Raw genomic sequence first — 16839 nt, 5'->3', positions numbered from 1 at the left:
CCCTGCGGGCCGTCGCAAGCGACGTTGGCGGCGGCTCCTGCTGCTGCCTTCGGCGCTACCAGGTGCGGTTCAGGGGTAAAATCCCGGTTTACCCCTGAAACGGTCTCGATTCATGCGTACCCCGTTCCTGCTCATTCCGCTGGCCGTGGCGCTCGCCGCCGGCTGCTCCCAGGAGCCTGCAGCCCCCGCTGCCACGGCCCCGACCGCCCAGAAGGCGCCCGCCGCCCCCGTGAACGCCGAAAACCGCAGCCACGACGAAAGTTCCTATGCCGAGCCTGAGAAGGTCGTCATCAAGGACATCGCGCTGGACCTGAAGCTGGATTTCGACGCCAAGCAGATCGGCGGTACCGCGACCTACACCCTGGAATGGAAGGACAAGGACGCCAAGCAGCTGGTGCTGGACACCCGCGAGCTCAACGTGGCCAAGGTGGAGGCGGTTGCCGCCGACGGTGCGCGCAGTGCGCTGCCGTTCGTGCTGGCGCCGGTCGACAAGGTCTTCGGCAGCAAGCTGACCATCGAAGCGCCGGCCCAGCCGACCAAGGTCGAGATCAGCTACCACACCGCACCGACCGCCTCGGGCCTGCAGTGGCTGGAGCCGTCGATGACCGAAGGCAAGCAGCTGCCCTTCATGTTCAGCCAGTCGCAGGCCATCCACGCCCGTTCCTGGGTGCCGCTGCAGGACACGCCGAGCGTGCGCTTCACCTACAGCGCGCACGTGACCAGCCGCCCGGACGTGATGGTGCTGATGAGCGCCGACAACGATCCCAAGGCCACGCGCGACGGTGATTACACCTTCAAGATGCCGCAGCCCATTCCGTCCTACCTGCTGGCCATCGCGGCCGGTGACCTGGTGTTCGAGCCGATTTCCGGCCGCTCCGGCGTCTGGGCCGAACCGACCATGGTCGGCAAGGCCGCCAAGGAATTCGAAGACACCGAGAAGATGATCGGCGCGGCTGAAAAACTGTACGGCGAGTATCGCTGGGGCCGCTACGACATGCTGGTGCTGCCGCCGTCGTTCCCGTTCGGTGGCATGGAAAACCCGCGCCTGACCTTCGCTACCCCGACCGTGATCGTCGGCGACAAGTCGCTGGTCTCGCTGGTGGCCCACGAACTGGCGCACAGCTGGTCGGGCAACCTGGTGACCAACGCCAGCTGGAAGGACATCTGGCTCAACGAAGGCTTCACCACCTACGTGCAGGGGCGCATCACCGAAGCGCTGTACGGCAAGGAGATGGCCGAGATGGAGCGCCAGATCGACCAGACCGACCTGCTGGCCGAGGTGAAGGACATGAGCCCGGCCGACCAGGCGCTGGCGCTGCCGCCGTTGAACGAGCGTGACCCGGACGAAGCCCTGAGCCAGGTCGCCTACGTGAAGGGCTCCTGGTTCCTGGAGTTCCTGGAACAGCGCTTCGGCCGTGAAGTGTTCGATCCGTTCCTGCGCGGCTGGTTCAATGACCATGCCTTCCAGAGCGCGAACACCGACCAGTTCGTCGAGTACCTGAAGAAGAACCTGCTGCCGAAGAACCCCAACGCGGTGACCGAGGCTGAACTGACCGCCTGGCTGGACCAGCCGGGCATTCCGGCGTTCGCGGCCAAGGCGCAGTCGCGCAACTTCAGCAACGTGGACACCGCGCGCATCGCCTGGGAAGGGACCGGCAAGCTGCCGACCAACCAGCTGACCGCCGAGTGGAGCACCCAGGAATGGGTGCGCTTCATCGACGGCCTGGGCGCCACGCAGCCGCTGGACAAGCTGGCCGCGCTGGATCGCGTGTTCAAGTTCACCGGCACGCCGAATGGTGAGATCGCCATGCGCTGGTACCCGCTGGCCATCCGCAGCGGTTATGCCGAGGCCACCCCGGCGGCTTCGGCGTTCATCGAGCGGGTCGGTCGTCGCAAGCTGATCATGCCGATCTACGCTGAACTGGTGAAGACGCCGGAAGGCCTGGACGTGGCCAAGGCCGCATTTGAAAAGGCCAAGCCGGGCTACCACCCGATCACCACCGGTTCGGTGCAGGACATGCTGTCCAAGGCCGAAGCCAAGTAAGCGGCCGATCGCCGCGGTAGTGACGGCCGCTGGCCGTCATGCCGTAGCGTCTGGTGGGTGACGACCGTTGGTCGTCACGCCGCAGCGTCTGGTGGGTGACGACCGCTGGTCGTCACGCCGTAGCGTCTGGTGGGTGACGACCGTTGGTCGTCACGCCGTCACGCCGTCACGCCGTCATGCCGTTGCGCGCAGCGCCAGGAACATGTCCACGCAGTCTTCCATCAGCCGCTGCTGCGCCTCCGGCGACAGCGGCGCCTGGCCCATCGTCACCTGCGGCCAGAACGCGAACGCCTTCAACATTCCCTGCAGTTGATGCGCCGCTTCGGCAGGCGTGACGTCCGCGCGCAGCCGGCCATCGGCCTGCGCTGCACGTAGCCACGTCGCCAGCCCTTCTTCCTTCTCCGCCAGCTTGTCCATCATCGCCCGTGCCCGTTCCGGGGCATGCACGAGCTCGGCGATCGCCACCCGCGACAGATCGATGAAGCTGGCATCGGACATCAGGCGCATTTTCTGCCGGGTGAACCGCAACAGCTGTTCGCGCAGCGGCTGTGCCGGCGCGTAAGCCACTGCCTCCACCGCCTGGCTGGCTTCCCACAGTTGCCACAGGATGGCGGTGAACAGCTCGTCCTTGCTGGCGAAATGGTTGTACACCGTGCGCTTGGACACCCCCGCCGTGGCAGCGATGCGGTCCATGCTGGTGGCCGCGAAACCGAAGCTGCGGAACTCGGCCACGGCCGCTGACAGGATGTCGGCACGCTTGCGGTCGGTCAGGCGGGAAGGGCGGATATCGGTACTCATCTCGATATTTTACACCGTTCAGTTTACTTTCCCTGAAATGGAAGTAGACTCGCCAGTGTACTTTTCAGGGCAAGCCCGAATGACCCGTCGCCTGCCGCGCTTCCTCCTTCTTTCAACGGTGTTGATCGCCATGACCCTTGGCCTGCTGACCTGCGGTGCACGTCCTGCCGCTTCCTACGAACAGTCGCCGCAGTTCCACGATGGCCGTTTCCACAATCCTGCCGGCAAGTCATCGCTGGGCTTCGTCGGCACGCTGGGCGTGTTGTGGCGCTTGATGGTGGACAAGCCGAAAGATGCCACCCCGCCTGCCCCGATTCCGGTGCAGCCGCTGACCCGCCAGGCGCTGCTGGATGCGCCGGATGACAGTCTGTGGCGGCTGGGCCATTCGACCCTGCTGATGAAGCTGGATGGCCACTTCTGGCTGACCGATCCGGTGTTCTCCGAACGTGCCTCGCCGATGTCGTTCATGGGTCCCAAGCGCTTCCACGCCCCGCCGCTGGACATCGCGGCGCTGCCGCCGCTGACCGGCGTGATCATCTCCCACGACCATTACGACCACCTCGACCACCATGCGATCCGCGCGCTGGCGCCGAATGTCGAACACTTCGTCACTGCGCTGGGCGTGGGCGACCGCCTGATGGCCTGGGGGGTGCCAGCGGAAAAGATCCAGCAGCTGGACTGGTGGCAGGAGACCGGCGTGCAGGGACTGAAAGTCACCGCCACGCCGGCGCAGCATTTCTCCGGCCGCGGCCTGTCCGACGGCAACCGCACGCTGTGGGCCTCGTGGGTGATCGACAGCGGCAGCAGGCGCATCTTCTTCAGCGGCGACAGCGGTTACTTCGACGGCTTCGCGCGCATCGGCGAACGCTACGGTCCGTTCGACCTGACCCTGATCGAAACCGGGGCCTACGACGCAGACTGGGCCGATGTGCACATGCAACCCGAGCAGAGCCTGCAGGCGCACCTGGACCTGCGCGGAACGGTGATGATGCCCATCCACAACGGCACCTTCGACCTGGCCCTGCACCCGTGGACCGAGCCCTTCGAGCGCATTACTGCGCTGGCCGCGGAACGCGGGGTCATCCTGGCTGCTCCACAGATGGGCGAGCGGCTGGATATCGGTGCACCCGCGCCGTCCGGCCATTGGTGGCGGCAGGCAAGCGGGACCGCAGCACCGGAAGGCTGAGCGACGCGATGCGGTGGAAAGTGGCGCGACAGGTGAACGCGTCGTACTGCTGCAGGCTGCCGGCGTCCAGCCCAGCCAGAGGCCAGGAAGGGGCTTCGGTCGGCGTCACGTGAGGTGTGCCTCTGCAGCAGCGGCGGGCCAGAAAAGCGGAGCGTGGCCTGTCGGAAGCTGCCCCGTGCGTGGGTACGTCGGCCAGCCAGGTCACGCTCCGGAAAGGCCTATGGGGAGGCATCTGCAGCGAAGCCTGACGTTCCGCGTCAGTGCTGTTTGGATCTTGGGCGCTCCTGCGCGTTCTGCTGCGGAAAATCGGTAAGTTCGGCGGCGTCCGCGCGTGGTCGCGGCTCCAACACCGAGGTCGTTGCCATGTCGAGTAACATTCGCGCGCTCCGTTCACATCTTTCCTGTCACATCTCCGCTGCCTTGTTGCTGGCAGGATTCAGTTCCTCCGCCATGGCATCGGCGTCCTTCGTGGGGGACACCGAGCAGCAGCGTCGCCTGCAGTCGGGCTGGAATCGAGAGCTGTCAGGCAGCCGTGTGGTCGACGCAGTCGTGGATCCGCACCTGGAGATACGGTCGGCCGCCAGCACGGCGCGCGCGTCCACCGATCGTACTGCGTGGCAGACCGACGAGTTCGCGTCCAATTGGGGGCTCGGCGCCATCAACGCCGACGCGGCCTACGCACGGGGGCTTACCGGCAAAGGCGTGCGGCTGGGCGTGCTCGATGCTGGCACTGATCTTCTCCATCCGGAATTTGCCGGTAAGGATCATCGCCGCCTGCGCGCGGCATCGCTTCTTCCTGATGGCACGCGGTGTGCGGCGACGGAACCTGCGATCGGACCGATGGCCTGTGCGTTCACCGAAGGCGATCAACCTTTTGTGGACGGAGTGATATTCGCTGATGATGTACCGGATGGCATTCGCCGCAGGATCGGCGAGCAATGGGGTCTGCCTGATGGACATGAATATAATCCACACGGCACCCACGTCGCTGGCACCATCGTTGCCAACCGCGATGGGCACGGTATGCATGGGGTGTCATTCGCCAGTGATCTTGTCGTCGGCAAGCTTCTTGCGGACAGCCTCATCTATGTGGACATGCATGCAGGCCAGGCCCGGGTCCGGGTAGCGCCCAGCGTCCCACGTGGCGACCATCTCGAGCAGATGTACGCGCAGTTCGCGCTGCAGGGGGCGCGCGCGGTAAACCAGAGCTGGGGTTCTGCGTTCCCGGAACCGTCGACAGAGGAAGCAATGGATGCGTTTCTCGCCTCCGAGGACAACCGTGCGCTGATCGACGCGCTGGCAGCAGGCTCCCGCGGCACCGGTGTTCTCCAGGTATGGGCAGCAGGCAACCAGAATGGACAGGATCTCCCACCGGAGGAAAGTCCAGTGGCAGGCCTGCACGCCAGCGCACCTCGCGTTCGCCCGGAGCTCGAACCCTACTGGCTGAGCGTGGTCAATATCAACGCCGACAACGTGCTGCAAGCCTCCATGCGCTGCGGCAACACCGCGCAGTGGTGCATCGCTGCACCGGGCACCGATATTGCCTCCACGGTGCTGGATGCGCATTCGCCCCTGGAATACGCGATTCATGCCACGGGTGATGGCGGGCTGCAGATCGCGCTCGAACGCCTTCCGCTGTATGGGTATGCAACTGCAAGCGGCACGTCGATGGCGGCCCCGCATGTCACCGGCGCGCTGGGCCTGCTGTTCGAACGTTTCCCGTACCTGGACAACGCGCAGGTGCGCGACGTGCTGCTGACCACCGCCACCGACCTCGGCGCCGAAGGCGTGGACGATGTCTACGGCTGGGGCCTGGTGAACCTGGAAAAGGCCATCGAAGGCTATGGCCAGCTGCGGGTGGACACGAACGTGGTGATGAACACCGCGGCCGGCGGCCTGAAGGTATGGGAAGGCGATGCATGGGATGACTGGACCAACGACATCGGCGGCCCGGGTGCGCTGACCAAGTCCGGCATCGGCTGGCTGCGCCTGAGCGGCGACAACAGCTTCAACGGTGCCGTGCTGCGCGAAGGCATCCTGGAGCTGGACGGGGTCAACACGCTGACCGATGCGGTGGTGGTGCAGGGTGGCCAGCTGCGCTTGAACGGCAGCCTGGTCGGCACCGACCTGGACATGCGCGGCGGCAGTGCGCTGATCGCCACTCAGGGTGTCCTTCAGCGCGGTGCGCTTTCGATCGACAATGCAGCGGTTTCCTTCCATGGTGCACAGGTCGGTGGATCGACCCGTGTAGGTATCGATGGACTGCTGCAGGGGGCTGGCACGCTGGGCAGCACCCGGGTCGATGGCACCATTGCAGCGGGCAACTCGACCGGAAGGCCGACGATCAACGGCGACTACGTGCAGACCGCCAGCGGACGCTTTCTGGCCGAGCTGGGGCACGATGAGCGCAGCGATCTTCTGCGTGTAATGGGCCATGCCAGCCTGGACGGTGCGTTGCAGGCGCTGCCGGAGCCGGGAACCTATTATCTGGGCGAGCAGTTCCGGGTGCTGCAGGCAGACGGCGGCGTGCAGGGCAGGTTCGCAGAGGCGGACTTCACGGCCTTCTCGCCGTTCCTGCAGTTCGGCGTGGGCTACGCCAGCAACGGCATCAACATCGAGGTCACCCGTGGCCAGTTGCTGGCTACCGCAGCGACCACCGCCAACCAACGCGCTGTGGCCGGCTCGGCCGATGCGCTCGGCGTGGACCAGGGCCTGCCGCAGCCGCTGACCCTGCTGTTCCCACAGCAGGTCGGTGCAGCACTGGACGGCCTGAGTGGTGAACTGCATGCCGCCACGCCGCTGGCGCTGGTGGAAAGCAGCCGTTACGTGCGCGATGCGGCTCTGAGCCGTGCGGTCGGCGCGCGTTCGCCGCAGGACGACGCCAGCCAGGCCACCGGGGCGTGGGTGCAGGCCATCGGCGGCAGCGGCAAGCTGGATGGCGATGCCAACACGGCACGTACCCAGTCCAACACCAGCGGGTTGCTGGTGGGCATCGATCGTGACATCGGCGGCTGGCAGCTCGGCCTGCTGCTGGGCAATGGCCGCACCGACACGAAGCAGGCGCAGGGAAGGTCGGCGAAGGCGCGCATCGACAACACCCACGTGGGCCTGTACGCCGGCCACAGCTGGGGCGCGTTCGGCCTGCGCGGTGGCCTCCGGTTACAGCCGCCATGACATCGACAGCAGCCGCCAGGTGGCCTTCGCCGGCTACAGCGACGGGCTGAATGCCAGCTACGACGCCAAGACGAAGCAGGCCTTCCTTGAAGCCGGCTACCGCTTCGGCGGTACGCAGGGGGGACTGGAGCCGTACCTGCAGCTCGCCCGTGTCGAAGTGGACGTGGACGATGTGCGCGAGCAGGGCGGTGCCGCCGCGCTGACCGGCCGGGTGGCCGACACCGCGACCACCGTGGCCACCGTCGGCGTGCGTTTCGACAAGGGCCTGAAGGCCGCGTTCCAGCAGGATGCGTGGCTGCACGTGGTGGGCGGGGTGGGCTATCGCCGCGCTTCCGGTGACCGCGATGGACTGGCGCAGCTGGCCTTCGATGGCGGCAGCCGCTTTGCCGTCAGCGGCGCGCCGATCGCCGACAGCGCGGTAGTGGCCGAACTGGGCCTGTCGGCCTGGCTGAGCCCGCGCCAGCAGCTGGAGCTGGGCTACACCGGCCAGTTCGGCGATGAGAGCCGTGACCACGGCGTCACCGCGCGCTGGTCGGTGCGGTTCTGAGCAGGCTTGCCGGCCAGCGGCCGGGCTTACCCCAGGATATGCCACCGATGTTTTCGAACCTCGCCTGACGCCGCTGCTACTGGTGTTGGCAATGAGCGAAATCCGTTCGTCCACTCGAAGATCCACTGGCTAATGTCGCGGGCAGTCGCACGCCTGTGCGGCCTTCTCATCTCTCGAGGTTGTGTTGATGCTGTCTTCCTTTCCGCTCTCCCGTTCGCGTCTTTCTTTGCACATCGCTACCGCACTGATGCTGGCCGGCTTCAGTCCTGCTGCGATGGCCTCACCTTCTGCCGCGCTGGAGGCGGAGCAGCAACGCAGGCTGCAATCGGGGTGGAGTCGAGGTACGCCTGCGGTCACCTCATCCAGTACCGCGCCCCCTCTTTCATCCCCTTCGTCGCCTACTGCAGCAGGAGTATCGCGCGCCAGCCTGGACCGCAGCGCTTGGCGCACGGAGGAATTCAACGCCGACTGGGGGCTGGGGGCGATCAACGCCGACGCAGCTTATGCCCGTGGACTCAGCGGCAAGGGCGTGCGGCTGGCGGTACTTGACACGGGAACCGATCTCACGCATCCGGAGTTCGCAGGCAAGGATCATCGCAGCCTGCGCCTGGCCCAGCTTCTTGCCGATGGCAGCCGATGTGCCGCGACACGCACGTCGATCGGACCGGACGCTTGTTCCTACACCGAAGGAGATGAGGTGTTCGTCGAACTGACGGCGTTTTCCAAGGACATGCCGGAAAGTGTTCGCAGGGAGCTGGAGCGCGATGGCTGGCACGAAGGCTATGAGCTCATACCGCATGGTACCCATGTGGCCGGTACGATCGCCGCCAACCGCGATGGCGTCGGAATGCACGGGGTGTCCTTCGGCAGCGATCTGGTCGTGGCCAAAGGGGAGCCCGATCACCTTACCTACATCGCCATGCAGGATGGCCAGGTCCGCATCAGCTCATCGCCTGGCGACCTTGTAGACCAGTTTCTGCCGCAGTTCTACGACTTGCTGGCACAACAGGGCGTACGTGCCGTCAATCACAGCTGGGGCTTCACCAAGCCACAGCCCGAAACCGAGGCCGGGATGGATGCATTCCTCGCCTTGCCAGAGCACCAGAGCCTCATCGATACCTTGGCGACAGGATCCAAGCGTGCTGGCCTGATACAGGTGTGGGCGGCGGGCAACCACGACAACGACGGCGCTGAGCCCGAAGAGAGTCCGGTGGCAGAGCTGCACGCCAGCGTCCCCCTTGTGCGGAAGGAGGTTGAGCCTTACTGGCTGAGTGTGGTCAATGTAGATCGCAACAACCGTCTTGATGGATCCATGCGCTGCGGCAACACGGCGCAGTGGTGCCTTGCTGCACCCGGCACCGACATCCTGTCCACCGTGGTGGATGAGCACTCTGGTCTGGAATACAGGATCGAGGCCGGTGCTGACGGCGGTGTGGAGGCGGCTACCAAGCGCATGCTGGAGCACGGCTACGTTGCTGCGAGCGGCACCTCGATGGCGGCCCCGCATGTCACCGGGGCGCTGGGCCTGCTGTTCGAACGTTTCCCGTACCTGGACAACGCGCAGGTGCGCGACGTGCTGCTGACCACTGCGACTGATCTCGGCGAAGAGGGCGTGGACAAGGTTTACGGCTGGGGCTTGATGAACCTGGAAAAGGCCATTGAAGGGTACGGCCAGCTGCGCGTGGACACCGATGTGGTGATGAACACCCGGGCCGGCGGCCTGAAGGTGTGGGAAGGCGATGCCTGGGACGACTGGACCAACGACATCGGCGGTCCGGGCGCGCTGACCAAGTCCGGCATAGGCTGGCTGCGCCTCAGTGGTGACAACAGCTTCAACGGCGCCGTGGTGCGTGAAGGTATCCTGGAACTGGATGGCCGCAATGCGCTGGCGCGTGAGGTGGTGGTGGAAGGCGGCCAGCTGCGCGTGAATGGCAGCCTGGCAGGTGTCGATCTCGACGTGCGCGGCGGCAGTGCACTGATCGCTGCCAGCGGCGTGTTGGAGGATAGCTCGCTGGCGGTCGACAACGCGGCCGTGGTGTTCAATGGCATGCAGCGCGGTGGCTCCACCTGGGTGGGTGTCAACGGTCTGTTGCAGGGCACCGGTACGCTCGGCGATACGCGTGTTGCCGGCATCATCGCGCCGGGCCATTCGATCGGCACGCTCACCATCAACGGTGACTATGTGCAGACCGCCAGCGGCCGCTACCTGGCTGAGCTGGCGCCGGGGGAGCGCAGCGACCTGTTGCAGGTCAGCGGCACGGCGACCCTGGGGGGCACGCTGCAGGCGCTGCCGGAACCGGGCATCTATTATCTGGGCGAGCAGTTCCGCGTGCTGCAGGCCGATGGCGGCGTGCGGGGCAGGTTCGCCGATGCGGACTTCACGGCCTTCTCGCCCTTCCTGCAGTTCGCGGTGGGCTACGCTGCGAACGCCGTCAACATCGACGTCACTCGCGGGTTGCTGCTGGCCAGCGCGGCCAGCACAGCCAATCAGCGCGCCGTGGCCGGCTCGGCGGATACGCTGGCCATACACCAGGGCCTGCCGCGTCCGCTGACGATGTTGTTCCCAGAGCAGGTCGGTGCGGCACTGGACGGATTGAGTGGCGAACTGCATGCGGCCATACCCCTGGTGTTGGTGGAAGCAAGCCGGCATGTCCGCGATGCCGCGCTGGGTCGTGCCGTCGGCGCGCGTTCGCCGCAGGACGAGGCCAGCGAGGCCAGCGGGGTGTGGGTGCAGGCGATTGGCGGCAGTGGCCAGCTGGACGGCAGTGCCAACACCGCGCGCACCCGCTCCAACAGCACCGGCATGCTGCTGGGCATCGAGCATGAGGTCGGTGGATGGCAGCTGGGCGCGTTGCTGGGCAACGGCCGCACCGATACCCGGCAGGCCCAGGGACGCGCGTCGAAGGCCCGCATCGACAACAGGCACGTGGGGCTGTACACCGGCAATCAGTGGGGTGGCTTCGGCTTGCGCGGCGGGGCTGTCTACAGCCGGCATGACCTTGATACCGCTCGTCAGGTTGCCTTCGCTGGATACAGCGATTCGCTGACGGCCCGTTACCGGGCGAAGACCACGCAGGCGTTCATCGAGGCTGGCTACCGGCTGGGCGATGCCAACGCCTCGCTGGAGCCCTACCTCCAGGTCGCCGGGATAAAGGTGAAAGCGGACGATGTGCGCGAGGCGGGCGGGGCGGCTGCGCTGCGTGGCAGGACAGCGGATGCCCGCACCACCGTGACCACCGCCGGGGTGCGGTTCAGCAAAGGGCTGGCAGCCTCGTTCCAGCAGGATGCCTGGTTGAACGTGGTCGGCGGCGTAGGCTATCGCCGCACCGCAGGTGACCGCAACGGGCTGGCCCAGCTGGCCTTCGATGGCGGTAGCCGCTTCGCTGTCAGCGGTGCGCCGATGGCCGATCACGCGGCAGTGGCCGAACTGGGATTGTCGGCATGGCTGAGCCCGCGCCAGCAGCTGGAACTCGGTTACAGCGGCCAGTTCGGCAGCGACAGCCGCGACCACGGCGCCAACGCGCGCTGGTCGTTGCGGTTCTGAGCAGGGACGGGGTGATGGCAGCGTGCCGTCACCCCGGCTGCACGGCCGAAAATGGACGTGCAGCGGACGAATGTCGGCTCTACAGTAGCAGGCCATCCTTTCTGCGGAGCCCGCATGAAACACCTGATCCTCGCCGTTGCCTGCGCAGTGTCCCTGGCCGCCTGCAGCGATCCTGAAGCCGAACGCCAGGCGCAGCAGGCCGCCGAGGCCGCTGCCCAGGCGCAGAAGGAGGCCAAGGCTGACGACGTGGCAAAGCAGTACGACACCGCCGTCGCGGCCAAGGACTGGGAGCGTGCGCGCATGCATGGCGGCTCGCTGCTGGACATCTACAAGGGCACCGCAGCGGCAGCGCGGATCGAACCGGGCTTCGCCGACGTCAAGGCCCAGTCGGACCAGGCGCGCAACCTGCGCCGCATGCAGGGCCTGTGGCAGTACAACCAGATCCCGGTAGGCACCAAGGGCACGCAGCGCTCTGCGTCGATCTACGGCAAGGAGCGCGTGGATGTCGACGGCAGCGGTCCCAAGCCCGTGCAGTTGGTGTTCCGCGACCATCCGCAGTGGAAGCAACACGCCTATCTGGTGCTGCAGGCCGGGGATTTCCGCTGCCCCGGCGGCTGCCGGGTGCAGGTGAGCGTGGACGGTGGCAAGCCGCGCGCGATGGCCGCGTGGCGCCCGGACACGGACGAAGCGATCGCCATGTTCATCACCGACCACGCTGCGCTGTGGAAGCTGGCGCGGCAGGCACAGGCGGTCAGCATCGAGTTCCCGGTGAAGGCCGGTGGCACGCGCACCGTGGTGTTTGAAACCGGCGGCGTGGACGCCAGCCAGATGCCATGGAAGTGAGGCCGCACGCGGTGCGGGCTACGCAGCCGGGACTGGATGAAGTGCGCCACTGGGTGTTCGACATGGACGGCACGCTGACCGTGGCCACGCACGATTTCGCGGCGATCAAGCGCGCGCTGGACATAGCCGCGGACGAGGACATCATCGCCCACCTGGCGGCGCTGCCCGACCCGCAGGCGCGCGCCAAGCGGGCCTGGTTGTTCGAGCACGAGCGCGCGCTGGCCGAGGCGGCCGTAGCGGCAGAGGGCGCCGTGGATCTGCTGCGCGCGCTGGCCGGGCAGGGAAGCCGGCTGGGCATCCTGACCCGCAACGACCATGCGCTGGCACAGCTCACGCTGGATGCGATCGGGTTGGGTGATCTTTTCCAGGCTGCGGACATCATCGGTCGCGACGAGGTGGCCCCGAAGCCGGCGCCGGACGGGCTGCATTACTTCCTGGGGCGCTGGGGCATCACGGCCGCGCAGGCGGTGATGGTGGGCGATCATCGGATGGACCTAGCCGCCGGGCGTGCCGCCGGCACCCCTACGGTGCTGGTCAATACGCCGGGTGATCCGTGGCCGGGCATGGCCGACTGGCGCTTTGCCGATTGCCGCGCGCTGCACGCAGCGCTGCAACGGTGACACGGTAGCGCCGAGCCATGCTCGGCGAGCGCAGCGGCGCTTCGGGCATTGCGCCGAGCATGGCTCGGCGCTGCCGGACTCCGGGTCAGGCGTTCAGCGCGTAACCGAACTGCTGCTTGAACTGTTCGTTGAACTCATCGAAGGTGAAGCGCTGGTTCTGGGTGCCCGGGTGTTCCACCTTCAGCGCGCCCATCAGGTTGCCCATGCGGCCGATGGTCAGCCAGTCGAAGCCCTTCTGGATGCCGTAGATCAGGCCGGCGCGGAACGCGTCGCCACAGCCGGTCGGGTCGACCACGCGGCGCTCATGCGCCGGCGGGATGTCGTAGCTCTTCTCCGGGGTGTGGATGACCGCACCCTTCGGACCGCGGGTGGTGATGTAGGCCTGCACCCGGCTGACGATTTCCTTTTCGTCCCATCCGGTGCGTTCCTGCAGCAGATTGGACTCGTAATCGTTGACCACCACGTAGTCGGCCTGTTCGATGAAGGTGCGCAGTTCGGGACCGTTGAACAACGGCATCGCCTGGCCCGGATCGAAGATGAAGGGAACGCCGTCTTCATGGAACTCCAGTGCGTTCTGGATCATGCCTTCGCGGCCATCCGGGCCGACCAGTCCAAGGCTGACGCCGGGCACGTCGCGCACGTGGTTTTCATACGAACGCATCATCGCGCCGGGATGGAAGGCGGTGATCTGGTTGTTGTCGTGGTCGGTGGTGATGAAGGCCTGCGGGGTGAACAGTTCTTCGATCACGCGCACGCGCGACAGGTCGATGCCCAGCGCGTCGAAATGCTCGCGGTACGGGCCGAAATCGGTACCCACGGTGCCCATGGGGATCGGGTTGCCGCCCAGCAGGTGCAGGTTGTAGGCGATGTTGCCGGCGCAGCCGCCGAACTCGCGACGCATGCGCGGCACCAGGAACGAGACGTTCAGGATGTGCACTTTGTCCGGCAGGATGTGGTTCTTGAACTGGTCCGGGAACACCATGATGGTGTCAAAGGCAAGAGAACCACAGATCAAAGCGGACATCGATGTAAGCCTATGCGGGAATGAGTGGAGTGCTGGCCGCAGCGGTGGGCAAGCAAACGGCGCCCATGGGCGCCCGACGGCGCAAAGGTTACCGGCTGGAGCCGCCGAAGGGTAGCGCCGGACCGTGCCGGGCGGGTCATCGGCCGGTGCCGGGGCACGCGCCGGGCGCGCCGGCCGGTGCGCGGTCCCGCTGGCGTGCGGGATCGCCGCCCAACCTGTACCAATCGTGCCGAAAGCTAGTGAATACGCGGCTCCGGCTGGAAATATCCTTGCCCGCACGGGGGCGGGTTGTTAGGCTTGTCTGTCTAAATTTTGCCCACGATTCCCCATTCCAGGCCGGAATTGCGCACCCCTCAGGATCACCACCTCGATGTTGAAGAAACTCCGCGGCATGTTCTCCAATGACCTGTCCATCGACCTGGGCACGGCCAACACCCTCATCTATGTGCGCGGACAGGGAATCGTCCTGAACGAACCGTCCGTGGTCGCCGTGCGCCAGGACCGCGCCATCGGTGGCACCCGCTCGGTGGCTGCCGTCGGCGCCGAAGCCAAGCAGATGCTCGGCCGTACCCCTGGCCACATCACCACCATCCGCCCGATGAAGGACGGCGTCATCGCCGATTTCACCTACACCGAGGCCATGCTGAAGCACTTCATAAAGAAGGTGCACAAGTCGCGCTTCCTGCGCCCGAGCCCGCGCGTGCTGGTCTGCGTGCCGGCCGGCTCGACCCAGGTCGAGCGCCGAGCGATCAAGGAATCGGCCGAAGAGGCCGGTGCGCGCGACGTGTTCCTGATCGAAGAGCCGATGGCCGCCGCGATCGGTGCCGGCATGCCGGTGACCGAAGCCCGCGGCTCGATGGTCATCGACATCGGCGGCGGCACCACCGAAGTGGCGGTGATCTCGCTCAACGGCATCGTCTATTCGGCTTCGGTGCGCATCGGCGGTGACCGCTTCGATGAATCCATCACCAACTACGTGCGCCGCAACCACGGCATGCTGATCGGTGAAGCCACCGCCGAACGGATCAAGGTGGAGCTGGGCTGCGCCTACCCGCAGGCGCAGGTGATCGAGATGGAAATCTCCGGCCGCAACCTCGCCGAGGGCGTGCCGAAGATGATCAAGATCACCTCCAACGAGGTGCTTGAAGCCCTGCACGAGCCGCTGTCCGGCATCGTCAGCGCGGTCAAGCTTGCCCTGGAGCAGACCCCGCCGGAACTGTGCGCCGACGTCGCCGAGCGCGGCATCGTGCTGACCGGTGGTGGCGCCCTGCTGCGTGACATGGATCGCCTGATCTCCGAGGAAACCGGCCTGCATGTGCAGGTGGCCGACGATCCGCTGACCTGCGTGGCCCGCGGTGGTGGTCGTGCGCTGGAGCTGGTGGACATGCACGGCAACGAGTTCTTTGCGCCGGAGTAAGTCCCCCCGGTGGTACGTGAGCGCCGCGCCCTTCCGGGGTGCGGCCCGCCTGCGCGGCGGGCCGGCACCGGCAGGGCGCCGTCGTGTTTCTCCTTTGATTCCTAGCTGAAGCTGCATCGTGCCGCCCTACGCCGGACCTCCCATTGCTTCCCGCTCCGGCGATGCTGCCAGCCCGCTGCGGCTGCTGGCCTACCTGGTGCTGGCGATCACCCTGATCGTGCTGGACGACCAGGCCGGTTGGCTTGCGCGCCTGCGCGACCAGGCCAACGTGCTGGTGCAGCCGGCCTGGAACCTCGCCGGCCTGCCCGGGCGCCTGGGCAACCAGGTGCGCGACAACGCGGCCAGCCATGGCCAGCTGGTGGCCGAAAACCGCCAGCTGCGCAACAACCTGCTGGTCGCCAACGCGCGGCTGACCCGCCTGCAGACGGCGGCGCTGGACAACGCGCAGCTGCGCGAATTGCTGAACGTGGCCGAGCGCAGCGGGCTGGACGTGCAGCTGGCGCCGATCCTGGACATCGACCTGGACCCGGTGAAGCAGCGGCTGGTACTGGCTGCCGGCAGCCGCGAAGGCGTGCACGTGGGGCAGGCGGTGATCGATGCCGGCGGCCTGATGGGGCAGGTGATCAGCGTGACCGCCAGTACCTCCACCGTGCTGCTGCTGACCGACCCGGACCATGCCGTGCCGGTGACGGTGGCGCGCAACGGTGTGCGCCTGATCGTCTACGGGCGTGGCGATACGCTGGAACTGCGCGACATTCCGTTGAGTGCCGGGGTGGAAGTGGGCGATGAGATCGTCACCTCCGGGCTCGGCGGGCGCTTCCCGGTCGGCTTCCCGGTGGGCAGCATCGCCGCCCTGCGGCCCGATGATACGCACGCCTTCCTGGTGGGTGAGCTGAAGCCTGCTGCGGCGCTGGATCGCGGTCGCGATGTGCTGCTGCTGCGGCCGGGTTCGCCGATCCGGATCCCCCCGGAACCTGCCGCGCAGGGCGGTGACGACCAACAGTCATCACCCACCTCGGCAGCTGCTGCTCTGGTAGCGCCGAGCCATGCTCGGCGGGAACCGGCCAGTCAACCTGCCAATGCTGACGGCCAGCGGCCGTCACTCCCTTCATCGGCTGACGGCCAGCGGCCGTCACTCCCCCCCGAGGTGCGCCCGTGAGCCGCCTGCGTGACAACCGCTGGGTGCTGCCGCTCAGCCTGGTGGTGGCGCTGCTGCTGGGGTTGCTGCCGCTGCCGGCGCTGCTGCAGCCGCTGCGCCCCTACTGGCTGGCGCTGGTGCTGGCCTACTGGGTCATCGAAGCGCCTGACCGGGTAGGCCTGGGCGTGGCCTTTGCCAGCGGCGTCATCGCCGATTTCCTGTACGGCGGCGTGCTCGGCGAACAGGCGCTGCGGCTGGTGATCATGGCCTTCATCCTGCAGCGCTTCCGCGCCCGCATCCGCTTTTTCCCGATGTCCCAGCAGATCCTCGCCATCGGCGGCCTGCTGTTCAACGACCGCATCGTCAGTGCGGTGGTGCACGTGGTGGTAGGCGAGCCGACCCTGCCGTGGGCCTACTGGTGGGCACCGCTGTTGGGCATGGCGCTGTGGCCGCTGGTGTTCGTGCTGCTGGATGCCGTGCGCTTCGGACGGCGCGGACGCTGAC

The 16839-nt window shown here is 66.7% G+C and carries 10 protein-coding genes and 1 pseudogene; 9 read left to right on the top strand and 2 right to left on the bottom strand.

The window, feature by feature from the left end; genetic code table 11:
* The first annotated feature begins 112 nt into the window (after nucleotides 1-112).
* Nucleotides 113-2044, top strand: a complete 1932-nt coding sequence (locus tag ABB28_RS14725) for a M1 family metallopeptidase (RefSeq protein ID WP_057509339.1) — start codon at nucleotides 113-115, stop codon at nucleotides 2042-2044.
* A 174-nt stretch (nucleotides 2045-2218) separates the two neighbouring features.
* Here the strand turns inward: ABB28_RS14725 and ABB28_RS14720 are convergent, their stop codons facing one another.
* Nucleotides 2219-2842 carry a TetR/AcrR family transcriptional regulator gene (locus ABB28_RS14720; protein WP_057509338.1) on the bottom strand — a complete coding sequence of 208 codons (624 nt, stop codon included), beginning with the start codon at nucleotides 2840-2842 and terminating at the stop codon, nucleotides 2219-2221.
* A gap of 79 nt (nucleotides 2843-2921) precedes the next feature.
* Here ABB28_RS14720 and ABB28_RS14715 point away from each other — a divergent pair, with 79 nt between their 5' ends.
* From ABB28_RS14715 to ABB28_RS14695, 5 genes and pseudogenes are all read left to right on the top strand, one after another.
* The gene (locus tag ABB28_RS14715; RefSeq protein ID WP_425479558.1) at nucleotides 2922-4028 is read left to right on the top strand and encodes an MBL fold metallo-hydrolase; all 1107 of its coding nucleotides are present in this window, start codon (nucleotides 2922-2924) and stop codon (nucleotides 4026-4028) included.
* 363 nt (nucleotides 4029-4391) lie between these two features.
* A pseudogene (locus ABB28_RS14710) lies at nucleotides 4392-7749 on the top strand (autotransporter domain-containing protein).
* A 187-nt stretch (nucleotides 7750-7936) separates the two neighbouring features.
* On the top strand, nucleotides 7937-11293 hold the full coding sequence (locus ABB28_RS14705) for an autotransporter domain-containing protein (protein ID WP_057509337.1): 3357 nt from the start codon (nucleotides 7937-7939) through the stop codon (nucleotides 11291-11293).
* Nucleotides 11294-11407: 114 nt separating this feature from the next.
* On the top strand, nucleotides 11408-12136 hold the full coding sequence (locus tag ABB28_RS14700) for a hypothetical protein (protein WP_057509336.1): 729 nt from the start codon (nucleotides 11408-11410) through the stop codon (nucleotides 12134-12136).
* A gap of 11 nt (nucleotides 12137-12147) precedes the next feature.
* Nucleotides 12148-12756 carry an HAD family hydrolase gene (locus ABB28_RS14695; RefSeq protein WP_259169788.1) on the top strand — a complete coding sequence of 203 codons (609 nt, stop codon included), beginning with the start codon at nucleotides 12148-12150 and terminating at the stop codon, nucleotides 12754-12756.
* 85 nt (nucleotides 12757-12841) lie between these two features.
* On the opposite strand, the gene ABB28_RS14690 is transcribed toward ABB28_RS14695, so the two are convergent.
* Nucleotides 12842-13780: a carbohydrate kinase family protein gene (locus ABB28_RS14690; RefSeq protein WP_057509334.1), complete on the bottom strand. Its 939-nt coding sequence runs from the start codon at nucleotides 13778-13780 to the stop codon at nucleotides 12842-12844.
* Between the two features lie 370 nt (nucleotides 13781-14150).
* Here ABB28_RS14690 and ABB28_RS14685 point away from each other — a divergent pair, with 370 nt between their 5' ends.
* From ABB28_RS14685 to mreD, 3 genes are all read left to right on the top strand, one after another.
* Nucleotides 14151-15197: a rod shape-determining protein gene (locus ABB28_RS14685; protein WP_057509333.1), complete on the top strand. Its 1047-nt coding sequence runs from the start codon at nucleotides 14151-14153 to the stop codon at nucleotides 15195-15197.
* 118 nt (nucleotides 15198-15315) lie between these two features.
* Entirely contained in the window at nucleotides 15316-16356 is a 1041-nt protein-coding gene (mreC, locus tag ABB28_RS14680) for a rod shape-determining protein MreC (RefSeq protein ID WP_057509332.1), read from the top strand.
* On the top strand, nucleotides 16353-16838 hold the full coding sequence (mreD, locus tag ABB28_RS14675; protein ID WP_042615453.1) for a rod shape-determining protein MreD: 486 nt from the start codon (nucleotides 16353-16355) through the stop codon (nucleotides 16836-16838). The genes mreC and mreD overlap by 4 nt, the downstream gene beginning before the upstream one ends.
* Nucleotide 16839: the final 1 nt, after the last annotated feature.

The organism is Stenotrophomonas chelatiphaga (assembly GCF_001431535.1).
GTDB classification, from domain to species: Bacteria; Pseudomonadota; Gammaproteobacteria; order Xanthomonadales; family Xanthomonadaceae; genus Stenotrophomonas; species Stenotrophomonas chelatiphaga.
The sequence above is the reverse complement of the archived record's forward strand: the minus strand, read 5'-3'. Positions and strand labels throughout refer to the sequence as shown.